This window comes from uncultured Rothia sp. (genome assembly GCF_916049665.1).
Classification (GTDB): Bacteria; Actinomycetota; Actinomycetes; order Actinomycetales; family Micrococcaceae; genus Rothia.
The window spans coordinates 14,775-31,381 of sequence record NZ_CAJZIE010000019.1 but is presented as its reverse complement, the minus strand read 5'-3'; the positions used below and the strand labels follow the sequence as shown (position 1 = coordinate 31,381).

At 61.6% G+C, this 16,607-nt stretch carries 11 protein-coding genes; 4 read left to right on the top strand and 7 right to left on the bottom strand.

Going from position 1 to position 16,607, the window contains the following annotated elements:
- Window positions 1-64 precede the first annotated feature (64 nt).
- Entirely contained in the window at window positions 65-1,372 is a 1,308-nt protein-coding gene (locus QZ540_RS03195) for a M18 family aminopeptidase (RefSeq protein ID WP_005507304.1), read from the bottom strand.
- Window positions 1,373-1,516: 144 nt separating this feature from the next.
- Window positions 1,517-2,497 (bottom strand): CPBP family intramembrane glutamic endopeptidase, encoded by a 981-nt coding sequence (locus QZ540_RS03190; protein ID WP_294627685.1) that lies wholly within the window; start codon window positions 2,495-2,497, stop codon window positions 1,517-1,519.
- Between the two features lie 242 nt (window positions 2,498-2,739).
- On the opposite strand from QZ540_RS03190, the gene QZ540_RS03185 reads away from it, so the two are divergent.
- A complete protein-coding gene (locus QZ540_RS03185; RefSeq protein ID WP_294627683.1) occupies window positions 2,740-4,845 on the top strand; it encodes a hypothetical protein in 2,106 nt (701 codons plus the stop codon).
- A gap of 136 nt (window positions 4,846-4,981) precedes the next feature.
- Here the strand turns inward: QZ540_RS03185 and QZ540_RS03180 are convergent, their stop codons facing one another.
- Both QZ540_RS03180 and QZ540_RS03175 read right to left on the bottom strand, forming a co-directional pair.
- A complete protein-coding gene (locus tag QZ540_RS03180; protein WP_294627682.1) occupies window positions 4,982-6,544 on the bottom strand; it encodes a glycosyltransferase 87 family protein in 1,563 nt (520 codons plus the stop codon).
- Between the two features lie 29 nt (window positions 6,545-6,573).
- On the bottom strand, window positions 6,574-7,962 hold the full coding sequence (locus tag QZ540_RS03175; protein WP_294627680.1) for a glycosyltransferase 87 family protein: 1,389 nt from the start codon (window positions 7,960-7,962) through the stop codon (window positions 6,574-6,576).
- Window positions 7,963-8,292: 330 nt separating this feature from the next.
- Between QZ540_RS03175 and QZ540_RS03170 the strand changes: the two genes are divergently transcribed.
- Together QZ540_RS03170 and QZ540_RS03165 are read left to right on the top strand one after the other, a co-directional pair.
- Entirely contained in the window at window positions 8,293-11,187 is a 2,895-nt protein-coding gene (locus QZ540_RS03170) for a multicopper oxidase domain-containing protein (protein ID WP_294627678.1), read from the top strand.
- Between the two features lie 289 nt (window positions 11,188-11,476).
- A complete protein-coding gene (locus tag QZ540_RS03165) occupies window positions 11,477-12,379 on the top strand; it encodes a lytic transglycosylase domain-containing protein (protein WP_294627676.1) in 903 nt (300 codons plus the stop codon).
- Window positions 12,380-12,568: 189 nt separating this feature from the next.
- Here the strand turns inward: QZ540_RS03165 and QZ540_RS03160 are convergent, their stop codons facing one another.
- A complete protein-coding gene (locus QZ540_RS03160) occupies window positions 12,569-13,780 on the bottom strand; it encodes a cytochrome P450 (RefSeq protein WP_294627674.1) in 1,212 nt (403 codons plus the stop codon).
- Window positions 13,781-14,128: 348 nt separating this feature from the next.
- Window positions 14,129-14,422 (bottom strand): type II toxin-antitoxin system RelE/ParE family toxin, encoded by a 294-nt coding sequence (locus tag QZ540_RS03155; protein WP_070505728.1) that lies wholly within the window; start codon window positions 14,420-14,422, stop codon window positions 14,129-14,131.
- A gap of 175 nt (window positions 14,423-14,597) precedes the next feature.
- Here QZ540_RS03155 and QZ540_RS03150 point away from each other — a divergent pair, with 175 nt between their 5' ends.
- Entirely contained in the window at window positions 14,598-14,879 is a 282-nt protein-coding gene (locus QZ540_RS03150) for a type II toxin-antitoxin system prevent-host-death family antitoxin (RefSeq protein ID WP_005509047.1), read from the top strand.
- A gap of 83 nt (window positions 14,880-14,962) precedes the next feature.
- Here QZ540_RS03150 and QZ540_RS03145 read toward each other — a convergent pair whose 3' ends face one another.
- Entirely contained in the window at window positions 14,963-16,405 is a 1,443-nt protein-coding gene (locus QZ540_RS03145) for a sugar porter family MFS transporter (protein ID WP_294627671.1), read from the bottom strand.
- Window positions 16,406-16,607 lie beyond the last annotated feature (202 nt).

The window sequence follows — 16,607 nt, the reverse complement described above, 5'->3', positions numbered from 1 at the left end:
TGTGGCGGTGACCGTTTCATTCGGTCACCGCCACAACTTTTTAAACTCCCGCTAGGGATTCAATTTAGAGGCGGAAGAAGCCTTCCACCGCGCGCGTCATGTACGCCATATCGTCCACATGGCACATCTCGCGCATCGAATGCATCGACAGCAGGCCAATACCCACATCCACGGTGCGCATACCCAGGCGAGTCGCCGTAATCGGGCCAATCGTCGAACCACACGGCATATTGTTATTCGACACGAACTCCTGATACGGCACACCAGCCTTCGCACACGCCGCAGCAAACACGCCAGCACCCACCGAATCCGTCGCGTAACGCTGGTTCGCGTTAATCTTCAGCAGCGGGCCACCACCGGGCAACGGCTGCACGGTCGGGTCGTGGTGACCCTGATAGTTCGGGTGCACCAGGTGACCGGCATCAGCCGACAGGCAGAACGACGCCGCCACCGAACGGCGGTACTCCTCTGTGCTCTCACCGCGGGCAGCGGAGAGGCGCACCAGAATATCCTCCAGGAACGGGCCAGCCGCACCGCTACGCGACTCCGAACCGAGCTCCTCATGGTCGAACGCCGCAAGCATCACAGTCTCGGTAGCGTGCTCATCCGCGTTATCGGCAACGTAACGCTCCAGGGCGGTCAAACCAGCGTGCACCGAGGATAGATTATCCAGGCGACCGGAAGCGAACAGCTCCTGATCGGCACCAAAACGGCGCGGCGGCTGCGAATCAGCGAACAGCAGGTCGTAACCCACAATGCTCTGCGGGTCGACCGGCTCGCCGTCAATCACGTGCTTCGCCATGTAGCCGAGCACATCATTCTCCGCCGGATCCACGCCCCACACGGGGTACATGTTGAACTGCTTGTCCAGCACCAGTTCGTTACGCTTGTGGTCCAGGTGCGGCGCCAGCTGCGGGATGCGCGCAATCGGGCCGGTGCGCACCAGGCGGTCCTTCAACTCCCCGCCCTCAAGGACGGTGAGGCGGCCCGCCACGCACAGCTCGCGGTCCAGGAAGGAGTTCAGCAGTGCACCACCGTAGTTCTCCACGGCAATCTGGTGCCAGCCCTTCGTGGTGATGGAGGAGGAGGGCTTGACCTTCAGGGAGGGCGAGTCGGTGTGCGCACCCAGCACGCGGTAGCCGCTTGCCTTCTGCGCCTTCGCGCCGCCAGCCCAGGCGATAATCGCACCGTCGCGGACGACGAAGTGGCGGCCGGTTGCGATCTGCGGGTCCCATGCTTCGGTCTCTACAAGCTCGGTGAAGCCTGCTGCTTGCAGGCGGCGCGCTACCGTGCGCGCGGCGAGGTAAGAGACCGGCGACTCCGCCACGAATGCGGCGAGGTCTTCAATATTTTTTACAGCATCAACAGTCATGGTTTAACCCTACCTTTTCTTGGGTGTTGACGGGGTGACCGGGGCTGATAGTCCACGCAACATGGAGTAATAGCCCTGGTGAGGCTCGGATGGAGCGGGGCGGGCGGGTTGGGGTAGCTGAGCTAGAGCAGCCCGCCATATAGCCTATTTATCAACCTTGAGCGGTTGTGTTTCACGTGAAACCTCGCCGCGGCGAGCGCGTGCGTTGAAGATCAGGCAGGCGAGCACCACGTACACGCCTTCCAGTGCGATACCCTGCAGTGCATCCACGGGGGTCACACCCTCGGAGGCGAACGGGTCCAGACCAGCCACCATGGACAGCAGCATCAGGATCACATTATTCGCCACGTGCAGGCTGATGGAGGCTTCCAGGCCGCCGGTGTACCAGCAGAGGAAACCCGCGTAAATACCCATCGCAAGAATCGTGCTCTGACCCCAGGGGTCGTAGGCGTGGGAGAGCATGAACAGCACGGCGGGCAGCACAATCGGCAGCCAGGGGGTGCGGAGCCAGCGGCCCAACATCTGCATCATGAAGCCGCGGTAGGCGAGCTCTTCGGCGTAGCACTGCACGGGCACCAGGAGTAGCATCATCGCCACATAAACCCAAAATTCAACCTGTGGAGGTTGAAAATAGCGGTATTCGGGCAGGCTCTCACCGCTCAACGCCAGCATCACGGCGTAGTAGATGCCGTAAACAGCGAAGCTCAAACCCAGGTAAGGAAGCAGCAGCGAGCGGCGCAGACGGCCAGCCACCGAATGGATCAGACCCCAGGGCTTCGGGCCCACAACCAGGCGCGCCAGAAAGAGCGAAGGCACAATCGCGATAAGGGAAAGGAACGTCAGGGCGAACAGCGCCGGGTGTTCCATAATGACGGAGCGGTTCGTAGCTACATCCTGGAGGGAAAGTCCCGAACCCATAATCGTCGCAGCCAGGGCAACTGAAATGATCAGGTTGAGGCCAATAAATACGGCGACGCCGAGCAGACCTTCCAGCAGGGGTGAGAACCAGCGGGATTTCGGGTCGGCGTGGGAGAGACGGTGGTAGGCAAGACCTGCAACAGGCGCAGGAGTAGCGGGGGTTCCGGCGGCTACCTGCGGGGGTGCGGGAGGGGGTGTCGTGTTCATTCTTTAATCCTAGCCTCCGCGGGCTCGATGGTGACCGGGCATGCGAAAACCTTCAAGTACTGATTGATACGGAATGTTCCAAAACCATTGAAAAAGCCGTGAATAAGGCTAAAAACCTACCATTCACGGGGTTCATTTTCTGAACATATGCCATAATTTGAAGCGATAATACGCTCATATACATAGTCGCTGATGACCGCTCTTCCGGGGTGTTTTTTCAGCACCAGAAAGGCTACTTTCTTATGGCACTCGTCTTCAATCCGCCGCCCAACTGGCCCGCTCCTCCTGCCGGATGGGCCCCCACTCCTACGTGGCGCCCCGACCCCGCGTGGGGTCCCGTTCCTGAAGGTTGGCAGCTGTGGGTCGAAGAGCCCGAGCCCGAACCCATCCAGGTTGAAGAGGCTACTATTGAGCCGCTGGTTCCCGAGGAGCCCGCTGCTGAGGCGGCTCCCGCTGAGCAGCCCGCTGAGGCGCACGTTGTTGAGGCACCCGCGGCTGAGTCTGTTGAGCCCGCTGTTGAGGCTGAACAGCCCGCCGAAGCTGCAGCACCGCTGACCGTTGAGGACGTTGACCTGGAGCAGCTCGCCGCTGAGCTCGAAGGTGAGCAGATCATTGAGGTTCCGGAGGCTCCCGCACCCGCAGCTGAGGCATCCCACGTTGAGGCGCAGCAGGTAGAGGCACCCCAGGCTGAGGCACCCGTGGCTGAGTCCGTTCAGGAGTCTGCTAAGGAATCCTCCGAGCCGAAGCCGATGCGTCACCTGACTCAGGTTCCGCTGGCAGGTACTGCTCTGCCCGAGCAGGTTCTGACCCCGCAGGCTTCTGCTGAGGAGACTGTGGCTGAAGAGCCCGCAGTTGAGGCTCCCGTTGCTGAGCAGGCTGCTTCCGAACAGCCCGTTGAGGCACACGTTGTTGAAGCTCCGGTTGCTGAGCCCGCGCTCTCTGAGCCCGTTGCATCCGAGCCGGTTGCAGAACCCGTTGTTGTTGAGCCCGTCGCCGAGGTTGCCCCCGAGGCACCCGTTGCCGCTGAGCCGGTCGCTGAGGCTCCCGCTTCCACCGAAGAGGCTCCCCACACCATCGAGAACTCCCCGCTCGTTGAGTTCCACACCCCCGAGACCGAGCGCACCATCAACCTGTCCGAGCGCACCGTGAACCTCTCGGAACAGCCCGGCCAGAACGTGCAGGGCGACCAGAACGCACAGTTCATCCCGGCGGGTCAGGCACCGAACGGCTTCCAGCCGAACCAGGCTGATGGTTTCCAGGGCCAGAACTTCCAGGGCCAGAACTTCCAGGGTCAGGGTTTCCAGGACGGCAACGCGCAGGGCGGCCAGTACCAGGGCAACCCCTACCAGGGTCAGCCGTACAACGCTCAGCAGCCCTACCAGGGTCAGGTTTCCGATCAGGACCAGGCAACCGTAGCGCTCAGCAACCCCTACATGACCGAGCCCGGCAACCAGGGCAATGGCGAGGACGGCTCCGAGAAGAAGGGCCTGCTCTCCGGCACCAAGATTTGGGGTGTTATCGGTGGTGCGCTGGCTCTGCTGATTGTCATCATCCTGGCAATTGTCATGCTGATTCCGCGCGGTAACTCGAACCCCGCCTCCGATTCTGCGGCGGCATCGAGCGCGGCGGCTACTTCCGCTGAGGCGTCCTCCGCGGCGGCTTCGTCTGAGGCTTCTTCCGCTCCCGCATCTGAGAGCGCGGCGGCAGGTACTTCCGCTTCTTCCGCAGCGCCCATCGCTGCTGCTGAAGCGAAGATGCCCGAGGGCGAGTTCAAGGAATACAAGAAGACCGTCGCCGACAACAAGGACACCATCGACATTGAGAAGATCAAGGGCGATGTGTCCGCAGGCCTGATCTACTACGAGTTCAAGCCCGCAGAGGGCGTGGTCAACGCCTTCATCACCAGCCGTGACGACAAGGGCAACCTCACCTCGGGTGTGAGCGTTCTCGACTCCAGCCGCGACGGCAAGGAGATTAAGGGCACCGCGTGGATTGACGCGAGCAGCCACTCCACCCCCACCCGTAAGCTGGATCTGACCGGTAAGGGCGAGTGGACCATCCGCGTCTACGATGCAGACTCCGCACCCCACTACAAGAAGGGGGAGAAGTTCCAGAGCACCATGAACTACTACGCTTTCACCTACGAAGGCACCGAGGCAACCATGGAGTTCCAGACCAGCGGCCCGACCACCCGCGGCTTCACCGTTCTGAACGCGACCAAGAACGACCCGTTCTTCTCCTCGACCATCCCGACCGTGAAGAGCAACATACAGTGGGTTCAGAGCAACAAGAGCTACCTGCAGGTTCGTACCGACTCCGCTATTACCTGGAGCATCGGCACTAACTAGCGGCTTAGCTGACTAGGTCAGCAGGCTGGGTATAAAAGTATCCCCCGCGCCCGTGATGGGTGCGGGGGATACTTTTATGCCCGGCGAGGTTTTATACCCTGCTGGAGGCGCCTGCCGCCGTGAGCGGGCGGCTCCTTTAGCGGGAGTACTTCGCCTCCGCCAGCTCGTCACCTGCGGCGCGTGCCGCACGTTCCACCGACTGACGATGCGCCAGGTACACGAAGAACGTCACGAGGATAAACAGGTACATGAACTGGTACGGCATGGTGCCCGCCATCAGGCCCAGGGAGCCTTCCGGCACCATCAGAATCTGATCCGAGCTGAAGTGCGGGGAGAACGCCAGCACAATCCAGAACGGCGAAATGTACATGCCCACCAGCGCCGCGGTCGCCAAAATAACAGCCAGCGTGAACACGAAGGAGCTGACCCGCTGGTACATGAGCGGGAAGATTTCCATGACCACGGCGGCGAGCATCAGCGGGTACCAGGTGTTGTGGTGCGACCAGCTGATCGGCGAAATCTGCAGCATCATGAACGCGGTCAGCGCCAGCTGCGCCATGAGCGCGCGGGCACGAATCAGCGGAACCAGCAGAACCGCCGTGACGAGCACAATCAGCAGGGTCAACGCCATCTGCACCACCGACAGCGCGGTTGCCGTCAGGTGGTGTTGCAGGCCCGCGTGGGTCAGCGTGCCCATAATCGACACGTTATCGTAGTAGCTGAACCAGCCCACACGCGAAGTGTCATGCACCGCGTGGAACCAGAACGTGAACGACTCCTCCCGAATCACCAGGAAGCCGATACCCACAGTCGCGGCGAAGCTCGCACCCAGGGTCGCAATGCCCTTCCAGTCCTTACGCATGAGCAGCAGCAGGCCAAACGCCAGCGGGGTCAGCTTAATACCCGCCGCAATACCCAGCAGCACACCGCGCGGAACGCGGGTTGCCGGGCGCACAAAATCGGCAAGAATCAGCATCAGAATAATGGCGTTAATCTGCCCAAAATGCGTGGTCAAACGCCACGGGCCGCACATCCAAATCAGCGCCGCAATCAGCGACACCATACCCCAATGACCCAGGTGCTTCTGCAACGGCAGACGCCACGAGCGGCTACGCGCGTAGGAGTACAGCAGATACGCGCACCAGTAGCTGAGCGCGCAAATGATGGCGGTAATCAGCAGCATGCTCTGCGGTTCGGTGAGGAACGCGAGCGGGTAGAAGAGCAGGGCCGCAAACGGCGGGTAGGTGAACGGCAGGCCGCGCGTGCGGAAGCCGTAGAGCTGGTAGCCGTCCGGGCCGTCCGCCAGAGAGACAGCGCCCAGGCGGTACACGTAAATATCGTCAGCCGCCGCGTGCGTCACGTAGTCGAAGGCGTAGAGGGCAACCAGGATGAACAGCAGGTGCGCCCAGAGAGCGCCGCTACGCAGACCGGGAATGCGGTCAAAGAAGCAGGGACGCGCAGGCTTTGCGGGCTCTGTGGTGGCTTCTTCCTTTGCCGCTTTTTCCGCGGTGGCTGCCGTAGCTGCGGCTACCTCTGCGGCGGGCTCCACAACAGACTCAGAGCTCTCAGCAGCCGGTTCCGCAACCGGCGCGGATTCAACAGCAACGGAAGCCGAAGCCCACGGAATCGTAGGGGCTACCGCCTCGGTGTTCTCAGCGGTCTTCTCTGCAGTCTTTGCGGTGTTCTTATCAGTACTCACAGGGGTCTTTTCTAGTTCCTTCTCGCGGCTCACGCGGTTGCCTCACGGGAAGCAGCGGCACGCACAGACTCGGCACTCTCGGTCACCAGGGCGCGAGCGCCCCACCAGCCCAGCGGCGCATCGCTACGCGCGGAACCGTACTGCACGGGCTCAACCTTCGCGCCACGCACCGGCGCGCTCAGGGCGGCAATAGACCAGAGCGTCATCGTCACCCACAGGCAGAACGCGGGAATAGCCGAAACCGCCAACGCACCCGGAGCCAGCTGCTCCAAACCATCCGCGCTACCGTGGAACCAGGACGCAATCCTAATCGGCGACAGGTACAGGCCCAGCACCGCAACCACCGCGAACACGGTCGCTGTCACCCGCAGCCACGCCGGCTGAACCGCAAAATAGGTCGGGAACGCGTCCATGATGAACACGGCAGCCAGCAGGGGCAGCAGCACGTTGTGGTGCGACCAGCTAATCGGCGACAGCGCCACCATCAAGGAGGCGGTCACCGCCACCTGCGCCAGCGCGGCACCGCGGCGTTCCAGCTGGTACAGCAGCGCGGCGGTCAGCACAATCGTGACCAGCGCCAGGGCGTAGTAGACGGGCTTCGCGGCGCTCTCAGAAAGACCGAAGTGTAGCAGCCAACCCTGAATCGAGACGTTATCCACAAAGTTCAGGCCACCCACACGGGAGGGGTTCGTCAGCGCGGAGAACCAGAACTCCGGCGCGTCCTTAGGCATCAGAATGAAACCCAGCGCAATGGTGCCGAAGAACGTCGCGCCCAGGGTCGCAATGCCCTTCCAGTCGCGACGGACCAGCAGAATCAGACCAAACACGAGCGGGGTCAGCTTCACGCCGCCCGCAATACCAATCAGCACGCCGCGCGGCACGCGGGTCGCCGGACGCACAAAATCGGCAAGAATCAGCGCCGTAATGAACGGGTTAATCTGAATCAGGTCCAGGGTGCGCTGCCACGGGCCCGCCGCCACCACCAGAATGGTCAGCATCGCAATCGTGCCGGCACGACCAAAGTACTGCTGCAGGGGCAGTTCGCGGCCGCGCGCATTCACGTAGTTGTAAATGATCGTGGAAATCCACCACGCCACCACAGCCGAACCGATGACCATAATGACTTTGCCGACTTCCAGCGGAATAAAAGCGAACGGCAAGAACAGCATCGCCGCGAACGGCGGGTACGTGAACGGCGGCTTGATGACGCCGTGATCGTTCAGGGTCGGGGAGTATAGGTCCTGGGTAAAGCCCTCGTTATCGAAAATGGTCATCGCACCCAGACGGTAAATGGAGAAGTCCATACCGCTGAAGGGGTTGGTGAGCATTTTGACGACGTATCCACCGCCAACAATGAGGATGAGTGCCACAATAGCGATTTTTCCCCAGATGGGGGTGGTGGAGTCAGTCCTTGTCACGAGGTGTTTGTCCTTACCTTGGTGCCGGCGGATGCGCGCGTAGGGTGGGCGGGCATCTGATTTTGGAATCCTAATAGTTTATCGCGCGCACCTGTGAAGGATGCATTGGGGAGAAGAATCACAGGGGGAGATTCGCAGGGGAAGAATCACTTGAGCGCGCAGGCACAACTATCACGATATGAGCTGCCTTCATATGCACGTCATGTCTTCAAAATTGGTACTATCCGGGCAATATAATGGGCTTATTGGCACCCGCCCCAACGCAGGGGTACCGGGTGCCGACCCGCACACCGACGTCCACGAACAACCAGCAGTGAAAGCAGTGATCACGTGAGTGAACATCTCGGCACCCCACCCGAAGGCGAGAACACGAGCGGCAAGCCCGCAAACGTCTCCGGAGGCGGCTCCTCCGGCCTGAGCATTGGCGCGCGCCCGGCTGATGTGCCCGGCGCAAACCTCACCCCCGAAGAGATTGCACGCCGCGCATCCGGTCGCGGTACGTGGCATCGTCGCGCCTCCAAGCCCGTCTCCCACTGGATGTTTACCCTTGTCGGCGTACTTCTGCTGCACAGGTTTATCCCGAATAGCGGCTGGCTGATGGTGCACATTGTCACCCTCGGCCTGATTACGAACTCGATTCTGATTTGGTCGCAGCACTTCACCGAAGCGCTCATGAAAATCAAGATTCCGGACGAGGCGCGCGGCACTCAGGTGCGCCGAATCTTCATTCTGAACGCCGGTATTCTCGTGCTCATGATCGGCATGGTCGGTCAGCTGAGCGTGCCCGGCCTCTACGCCGCCACGGTGGTGGGCGCCCTCATTGTCGGGTCGATGGTCGCCTGGCACGGCATCTACCTGCTGAAGCAGGTGCGTCAGGCTCTGCCGTCGCGGTTCGGTGTGACCATTCGCTTCTACATTGTTGCGGCGCTGCTGCTGCCCCTCGGTGCGGCGTTTGGCGGCATGATTGCCTACCCGAACCTGTCCGGCACCCTGCATTCGCAGTTCCTGCTCGCGCACGAGGCAGTGAACGTGCTCGGCTTCGTCGGTATTACCGCGGTGGGTACGCTGGTGACGTTCTGGCCGACCATGCTGCGCACCAAGATGGTGGATAAGGCGCTCACCCACAGCCTGCGCGCCCTGTACCTGATGTGCGGTGGCTTGGCGTTGACCGTTGTCGGCGCGATTTTAGGGATGCGTCCGCTCGCCGCAGCCGGCCTGGTCGTCTACCTGGTTGCCCTGCTGATTGTCGCCTGGGTGATGGTGCGTACCCTGCGCACCAAGCGCCCGAACGAGTACCCGCCCATGAGCGTGGGTATGGGCTTCCTCTGGCTGATTATTGGCGTAGCGACCACCGCCTACATGGTGGCAACCGTCCCCTTCGCGCAGCTGGACATGCGCGCCGTAACCCCCATCTTCGTGGTCGGCTTCCTGCTGCAGCTGCTGCTCGGCGCGATGAGCTACCTGCTGCCGCAGCGCATGGGTGGCGGCCCGGCGGTGGTGCGCGCCTCCAACAAGGAGTTCAGCCGTTTCGCGGCGGCACGCGTAACCGCCGTGAACCTGGCGCTGCTGATCTTCATGATGCCCAGCTCCATGGTGGGCCAGTCCATTAAGATTGCCGTCGCTATCGTGGGTGCGTTGGCGCTCATGGCGTTCATTCCGCTCATGGTGCGCGGCGTGAAGGCGTCCGTGAATACCCGCAAGGAAATGATGGCAGCACGCGCCCGCGGCGAGAAGCCCGTCTTCAACCAGGAGGCGCTCACCCCGGAACCCGTCCCGCACGCCAAGCAGAGCTTCCAGGCGGCGTTGGCGGTTGCCATGGCGTTCCTGCTGGGCTTCGCCGTGAACCCGTCCGCGCTGAACCTGCCGTCGTTCTCCTCGGCGGGTTCCGTGGCTGCGACCGGTCAGACCACCACCGTGCAGGTGAAGGCGACCAGCAACTACCGCTTCACCCCCGCCGAGGTGGAGGTCCCCGCAGGTAACCGCCTGGTCGTCGAGGTCACCAACGACGACCAGAGCATGACCCACGACCTGACCTTCGACAACGGCGCAACCACCGGCACCATCAACCCCGGCGAAACGAAAACCGTCGACGCCGGCATCATCAGCGCCGACCAGGAAGCCTACTGCTCCGTAGCGGGCCACCGCTCCCTGGGCATGGTGTTTAAGGTGAAGGCGACCGGCGCCTCCGCAAACCAGGTGGCGCAGGGCGGCCACAACCACGGTTCTGCGGGCACCCACAACCACGCGGCGTCGGGTAGCACCCCGACCCTCATGACCGTTGCGAACAGCAGGATTGACATGTCCGCAGCGCCCGGCAGCGGCTACAAGTACCGCGACCCGAACATCCCGGCACCGAACACCGCCGAGAAGGTGAACGGCAAGACCGTCCGCAAGGTCACCCTGGACGTGCAGGAGGTCGACCGCGAGGTCGCACCCGGCGTAACCGTCCACATGTGGACGTTCAACGGGCAGAACATGGCACCGATTCTGCGCGGCAAGGTCGGCGACATTTTTGAAATTACACTCATCAATAACGGCACGATGGGCCACTCGCTGGACTTCCACGCGGGCATGGTCTCCCCCGATAACACGATGAAGACCATCGCCCCCGGTGAGCGTCTCGTCTACCGTTTCGAGGCGAAGGCCGCCGGCATCTGGCTGTACCACTGCGGTACCGCCCCGCTGAGCCTGCACATGACCCAGGGCATGTACGGCGCGGTCATCATTGACCCGGCAGACCTCGACCCGGTCGATCACGAGTACGTGATGGTTCAGGGCGAGGCGTACCTGCACGACACCGGCAAGACCGCCTCCGACGGCAACAAGCTGGCGGAGAACTCGCCGGAGCTGATCGCGGCGGGCACCCCCACGCTGACCATGTTCAACGGCCACGCAACCCAGTACAAGGCGAAGCCTCTGCATGTGAAGAAGGGCGAGCGTATCCGTGTTTGGGTGATGGCGGCTGGCCCGAACCACGGCACGAGCTTCCACGTGGTCGGTTCGCAATTCGACACCGTCTACAAGGAGGGCGGCTACCTGATGCGCCGCGGCGCGGATGCGTTCGGCAGCCGTGACGGCCACAGCCAGGCACTCGATTTGGCGCCCGCTCAGGGCGGCTTCGTGGAGATGCAGTTCTTGGAGTCTGGCACCTACGTGTTCGTGAATCACTCCTTCTCGGAGATGGAGCGCGGTGCCGCCGGCAAGATCGTGGTCACTGATCGCTAGTAGTGGCTACCCGCTAAACCCTCACGCTAGGCGCTTCTAGCGCCCCGTGAGAGGTAGACCCCGCCCGGTGCATCCTGTGAATGGATGCGCCGGGCGGGGTCTTTCTGCGCTGTCTTGCTGTGCCGCCTTTCTGCCCCGCACAGGCTCCTACAGAGCCGATACAGAGCCAGCCCAGAGCCCCTGCACACGCCCCGGCAGGAGCCTGCACGCGCATCGGCGAACTATGCTTTTAGCCTCATGGGCGAACTTTTCTTAGCCAGGAGCGGGCATGGTGCGCTAGTCTATAGGAATGGCAGATAGCACTTCGAGCGCCTCTTCCGAGCGCAGCGCTACGGGCGCCAACAACCACACCCCCGCTTCGGCGGACGCACAGACTTCCCCTCGGCAGCGTAAAGCTTTCCCGCTTCGCTTTCTCGCCGGGGCACTTGCGCATTGGCAGATTATTGCCTCTGCGGTTCTTTTGGGTGGCGGTGTTGCCGGCCTGGCAGCCACCTATGACGACTATTGCGGTATGACGGAACTTTCGTATGCTCCGGCGGCTCTCCGATCCGATTTTGAGGAGGGCTCTAAGGTCGCGGGTTTCCGTCCCGGCGTGCTGGCGGCGCAGATTGAGACTGAGAGCCACTGGCGTGTGGGCGTTGTGTCCCACCAGGGCGCTAAGGGTATTGCGCAGTTCACCGATGATGCGTGGAGCGGCGGCCACTACAGCTTCGGCAACGGCGGTAACGTGCTGAACCCGCACGATGCGATTGCGGCGCAGGCACGCTACCTGGGTGAGTTGCGTACTCGTTTGGCGAAGTACGCCTCCAATGAGGATGAGCTGCAGGATGTGGTTCTCGCCGGTTATAACGCGGGTCCGGGTTCTGTGGAGAAGTACGGCGGTGTTCCCCCGTATGAGGAGACTCAGAATTATGTGAAGTCGATTCGCGAGTTGGCGAATTCGAAGTACAAGCTGACTTGTTCCCCCGAGTACCAGTTCAAGCAGGCGAAGTTGAGCTTCGTGAATGGTGTGACTCCGGCGATGGCTGGTGTTCATGCGGACGGTACGCCGCTATCTCCGGAAGAGTCGGCATCGGCTGCGGCGGAGGCTTCTGCTTCTGCGAGTGCTTCGGCGCGGGCGTCTGGGAGTGCGTCTGCGAGCGGTTCTGCGGAATCTTCCGCGAAGCCTTCAGCAACGAGCTCTGGCCGCTAGGTTCAGCTTTTTTGGGTATTCCACTAGGCTATATAGCCACTAGGGAATATTCCGTTTTATCTATAGTGCGCGGCTAATACTAGCCACCGCTCCCCTACTATTCACTCTTATATTTACTCTTAACAGCGCGAGGCGCCGACCCCCATTCTCAGGGGTCGGCGCCTCGCCCTTTTTAGAGCTGGAGCGTGCCTAGTTGAAGATGGCACGCACGACCGAGTAGCCGGAGACCGGGTACACAGCGTTCACGGTTGCGGGCTTCTCGCTCTCGTCCGCAATCTCAATGGACTCGGTACCGCGCAGCAGCTCCTCAAGCAGGATGCGCAGTTCCAGGCGTGCCAGGGGCGCGCCGGGGCAGACGTGGATACCATCACCGTACACGAGGTTGCGGGACTGGTCGCGGTGCGGGTTGTAGGTGAGGGCGTCTTCGAAGGCGTCCTCGTCGCGGTTTGCGCTTGCCCAGTTGATGGTCACGCGGGAGCCGGCAGGCAGGGTGCGACCGCCGAGCTCGGTGTCCTGAGTGGTGATGCGGCGGTTGGTGACGAGGGTGTCCTCGAGTCGCATGATTTCTTCGACGGCAAGGGCGATTTCGCTGCGGTCGTCGAGGGCGTTGCCGTCGGCGAGGGAGGCGCGCAGGCGGTCCTGTTCGGCGCGGTTGCGTGCCAGGAAGTTCACGAATACGCCCACGGTTGCGGAGACGGTGGACAGCTCACCCACGGTCCAGTTACGGATGAGGCTGACGATTTCTTCGTCGGTCATGGTGCGGGGCTCTTCGCCGGGCAGCTGCACGGTGTCGGTAAGCAGTTCGGCGGTAATGTCCTTGGGGTTGCCTGCTGCGGCGTCCTCGCGGCGTTCGTCGAGCAGCTGGCGGATGTAGCCGTCGAATTCGAGGGCGACCTTCGCGATTTCTTCGCGGTCACGGCGCAAGGTGGCGACGCGGTTCTTCTCGATCCACTCGGTGAGCGGCTGCTCGAGGCATGCGGGCCAGCCCATGAAGGCGTTCTGCACGCGCATTGCGTATGCCTGGCCGAAGCCCTGCATGACGTCTACTTCTTCGCCGCGGGGCAGTTCTGCGATGAGGCTCTTCACGGCGTCGCGGATGACGGGTGCGAACTTTTCGAGGCGTTCGGGGGTGAAGTACTTGTCGTTGACGGCGCGGAAGGTGGTGTGTTCGGGTGCGTCCATGCCGTTGGGGACGGCGATGTGGCGGGTGGAGACGACGTTGGAGTAGATTTCGGGGTGGTCGAGTACGTGCTGTACGTCGGCGTTTTTGAAGACGGAGTAGCCCATGAATTCGTCGTGGGCGACAGGGCAACGGCGGCGCATTGCGTCGTAGGCGGCTACCTGGTCTTTCTGCACTTCTTCGCTTCGGAGGTCCCAGTCGTTGTGTACGTTCTCAGTCATTGTTCACCCGTGTTTGTTATAGAGCTGTGGCGTGCTGGATGCGGGCGTCCGGGCGATGCGTATGGGGCAGGGTCGGGCGTGCATTTCAGCACGTGAATCCATTACTTGTTCTTTGACTATTTGTTCTTTGACCGTATCACTTATGGGTTGGTGGCGCAGGGTAGGGTTTCCTTGCTTCTCATTCAACGAACAGTGCGGTGGGGCGAGGGGCGGCGGGTCACGAGACGCACGAGGCGGGCGGCGCCTCCACCGGGGAGGTGCCGCCCGCCTCATGTATATCTAAACCCGCCGGGTTTAGCGCCCGCGTGCGGAGGGGTAGATGCTACCGTCCATCACGCCGCGTTCACTCTACAGGCCGCGATAGACTTCTCGCCGATGACCAACTCGGAAGACCTCAACAACAACCGCACCGTTATCAATGGTGTACAGAATGCGGTAATTCCCTACTCGTGCCCTGTACCCTTCTTCGCCCTGTAGCTTCTTGACTCCCGTCATATATGGGTCATCACCAAGGGACCGGAGGCAGGCGATAATTTTCTCGAAGACTGCCCGGTCTTCTCGTTGGATTTTCTTCAGTTCTTTCGCTGCTTTGCGCGTCAATTCAACCCGGTACGCGGGGTTTGAGAGATGGTTTGCAGTCATCTGCATCCTTCAGGCAGAGCTTTAAATCTTAACCTCAACCTTAGCAGAAAAAGTGTACACTTTTTACATACTTTACATTGTAGTACTATATAAACTATATAAGTAGCCCCCTGGATGGAATCTGCACAGGAACTATCCTCGGAGCTAACGGACAAACCCCAGAAAGGAACCAGTCATGACTGTCACCACTCACCGGACTCGTTCCAATGTCACGACTCTTAAAGAACTCCGCGACAACCTCGGAACCAAAGTCAACGAAGCCGTATTTTCCGGCGAACGTCCGCTCATCAGCCGCAATGGTAAGACTGTTGCCGCGCTCATCTCCTACGAAGATTTGAAGCTACTTGAAGAGTACGAAGAGCTCCTCGACATTGAGGCTCTTCGCAAGGCACGCGCCGAAGATGACGGCTACCGCATCGGCCTCGACGAGTTCCTCGCAGAGAACCCAGCTGACTAGTCTTTCAACGCATAACGCAAGGCGGGCGGCACCTCCACCGGGGAGGTGCCGCCCGCCTCATTCATACCTAAAAACCGCCGGGTTTAGCGCCCGCGTGCGGAGGGGTAGATGCTGCCGTCCATCACGCCGCGCTCCACCTGCTCCAGGCTCACGCCGCGAGTCTCCGGCAGGTTGCGGAACATCAGCAGCGCAATAATCACGTTCACCACGGCAAAGCCGATGAAGGAGCCGGTCAGACCGACCGCACCCAGAATCACGGGGAATGCCAGCGACAGCGCACCGTTCATCATCCAGCCGCTAAACGCCGAAATGCCCATACCCGCCGCACGCACACGCAGCGGGAACAGCTCACTCATAATCACCCACGTGGACACGTTCAGGCAAGTCTGCATCGCGCCCACAAAGCAGACGATGAGCACCAGCAGAATCCAGGGGCGCGCCGCATTATCGGCGGGCAACAGCATGGATGCGCCCGCAATCAGCACGTGGAAAAACGCGGTCGAACTATAGCCGGTAATGACCATGACGCGGCGCGGCACACGCTCCATCAGGCGCAGCGACAGGATGGAGCCAAGCACCGCAATCGTACCCGGCGCAATGTTTGCAATGAGCGCCGCGGATTCGCTGAAACCAGCCTCCTTGAGCACCTTAATGCCGTAGTACATGATCGAGTTGATGCCGGTCAGCTGCTGGCCCGCGCCGACCAGAATACCGACGAGCAGGATGCGCACGAACCAGCCGCGCACGCCCACGCTTTCCTTAGCTGCCGCATCGTTCTGGGTGGTCGCCTCCGCCTGCAGGGTACGCTCAATATCGGCAATTTCAGCTTCGGCACGCTCGACGGAGCGGATGCGCTTCATAACCTCCAGCGCCTGCTCACGCTTGCCGACGCGCAGCAGCCAGCGCGGCGATTCGGGCACACGCAGCATACCGACGAACAGGCCGATGGCGGGCAGGGTGCAGATGGCGAACATCCAGCGCCACACGCCGTCGTGCTCGCCCCACAGGTTGCCGATGAGGGCGTTCACGATGAACGCGGCGAGCTGACCGCCCACGACCATGAGCTCGTTGCGGCCGGAGAGGGAGCCTCGAATTTCGTAGGGTGCGAGCTCTGCGAGGAATACGGGCACCACGGCGGAGGCGCCACCGACCGCCAGGCCGAGCAGGGTTCGTCCAGTGATGAGCACGGCGACGTTGGGTGCAAACACGCAGGTCAGGGCGCCAATGAAGAAGATGGTGGACAGCCCAATGATGGTGGTTCGGCGGCCGTACCGGTCAGAGATACGACCACAGGTGAGCGCACCGATAGCCGCCGCGAAGGCGAGCGATCCGGTGACCCAGCCTTGAGTGGTGGAGTCCATACCGAGTTCGCGGCTCATGGGTTCGAGCGCGCCGTTGATCACTCCGGTGTCGTAGCCGAAGAGCAGACCGCCGAAGGTGGCGATGAGTGCAATAATGCCGAGGTATCGACTGTGCTTCCCGGTGCCCAGAGGGGGCAGGGTGGAGGCGGTGCTCTGTGCGCTCATGGTGTCCTTTGATGTGCCGGTGGCGGGTGGTCCTGCCGGAGCTGGTTCCAGGCGGCAGGGGTGGGTACATAGGTAAGGTGAGGTGCGTCAGGTTAGACGCACCTCACCTAATCCTAGCGAAAACGTTCGGCGGGTGATATTTATTTCTCACCACGGACATTTTTCAGCGTATATTACGGCCAACATATGCGACCGCATGAGT

Excerpts from the sequence above, each read along its gene's own strand:
- QZ540_RS03195 (WP_005507304.1), bottom strand. The coding sequence starts at position 1,372 with ATGACTGTTGATGCTGTAAAAAATATTGAAGACCTCGCCGCATTCGTG.
- QZ540_RS03190 (WP_294627685.1), bottom strand. The coding sequence starts at position 2,497 with ATGAACACGACACCCCCTCCCGCACCCCCGCAGGTAGCCGCCGGAACC.
- QZ540_RS03185 (WP_294627683.1), top strand. The coding sequence starts at position 2,740 with ATGGCACTCGTCTTCAATCCGCCGCCCAACTGGCCCGCTCCTCCTGCC.
- QZ540_RS03165 (WP_294627676.1), top strand. The coding sequence starts at position 11,477 with ATGGCAGATAGCACTTCGAGCGCCTCTTCCGAGCGCAGCGCTACGGGC.
- QZ540_RS03160 (WP_294627674.1), bottom strand. The coding sequence starts at position 13,780 with ATGACTGAGAACGTACACAACGACTGGGACCTCCGAAGCGAAGAAGTG.
- QZ540_RS03155 (WP_070505728.1), bottom strand. The coding sequence starts at position 14,422 with ATGACTGCAAACCATCTCTCAAACCCCGCGTACCGGGTTGAATTGACG.
- QZ540_RS03150 (WP_005509047.1), top strand. The coding sequence starts at position 14,598 with ATGACTGTCACCACTCACCGGACTCGTTCCAATGTCACGACTCTTAAA.
- QZ540_RS03145 (WP_294627671.1), bottom strand. The coding sequence starts at position 16,405 with ATGAGCGCACAGAGCACCGCCTCCACCCTGCCCCCTCTGGGCACCGGG.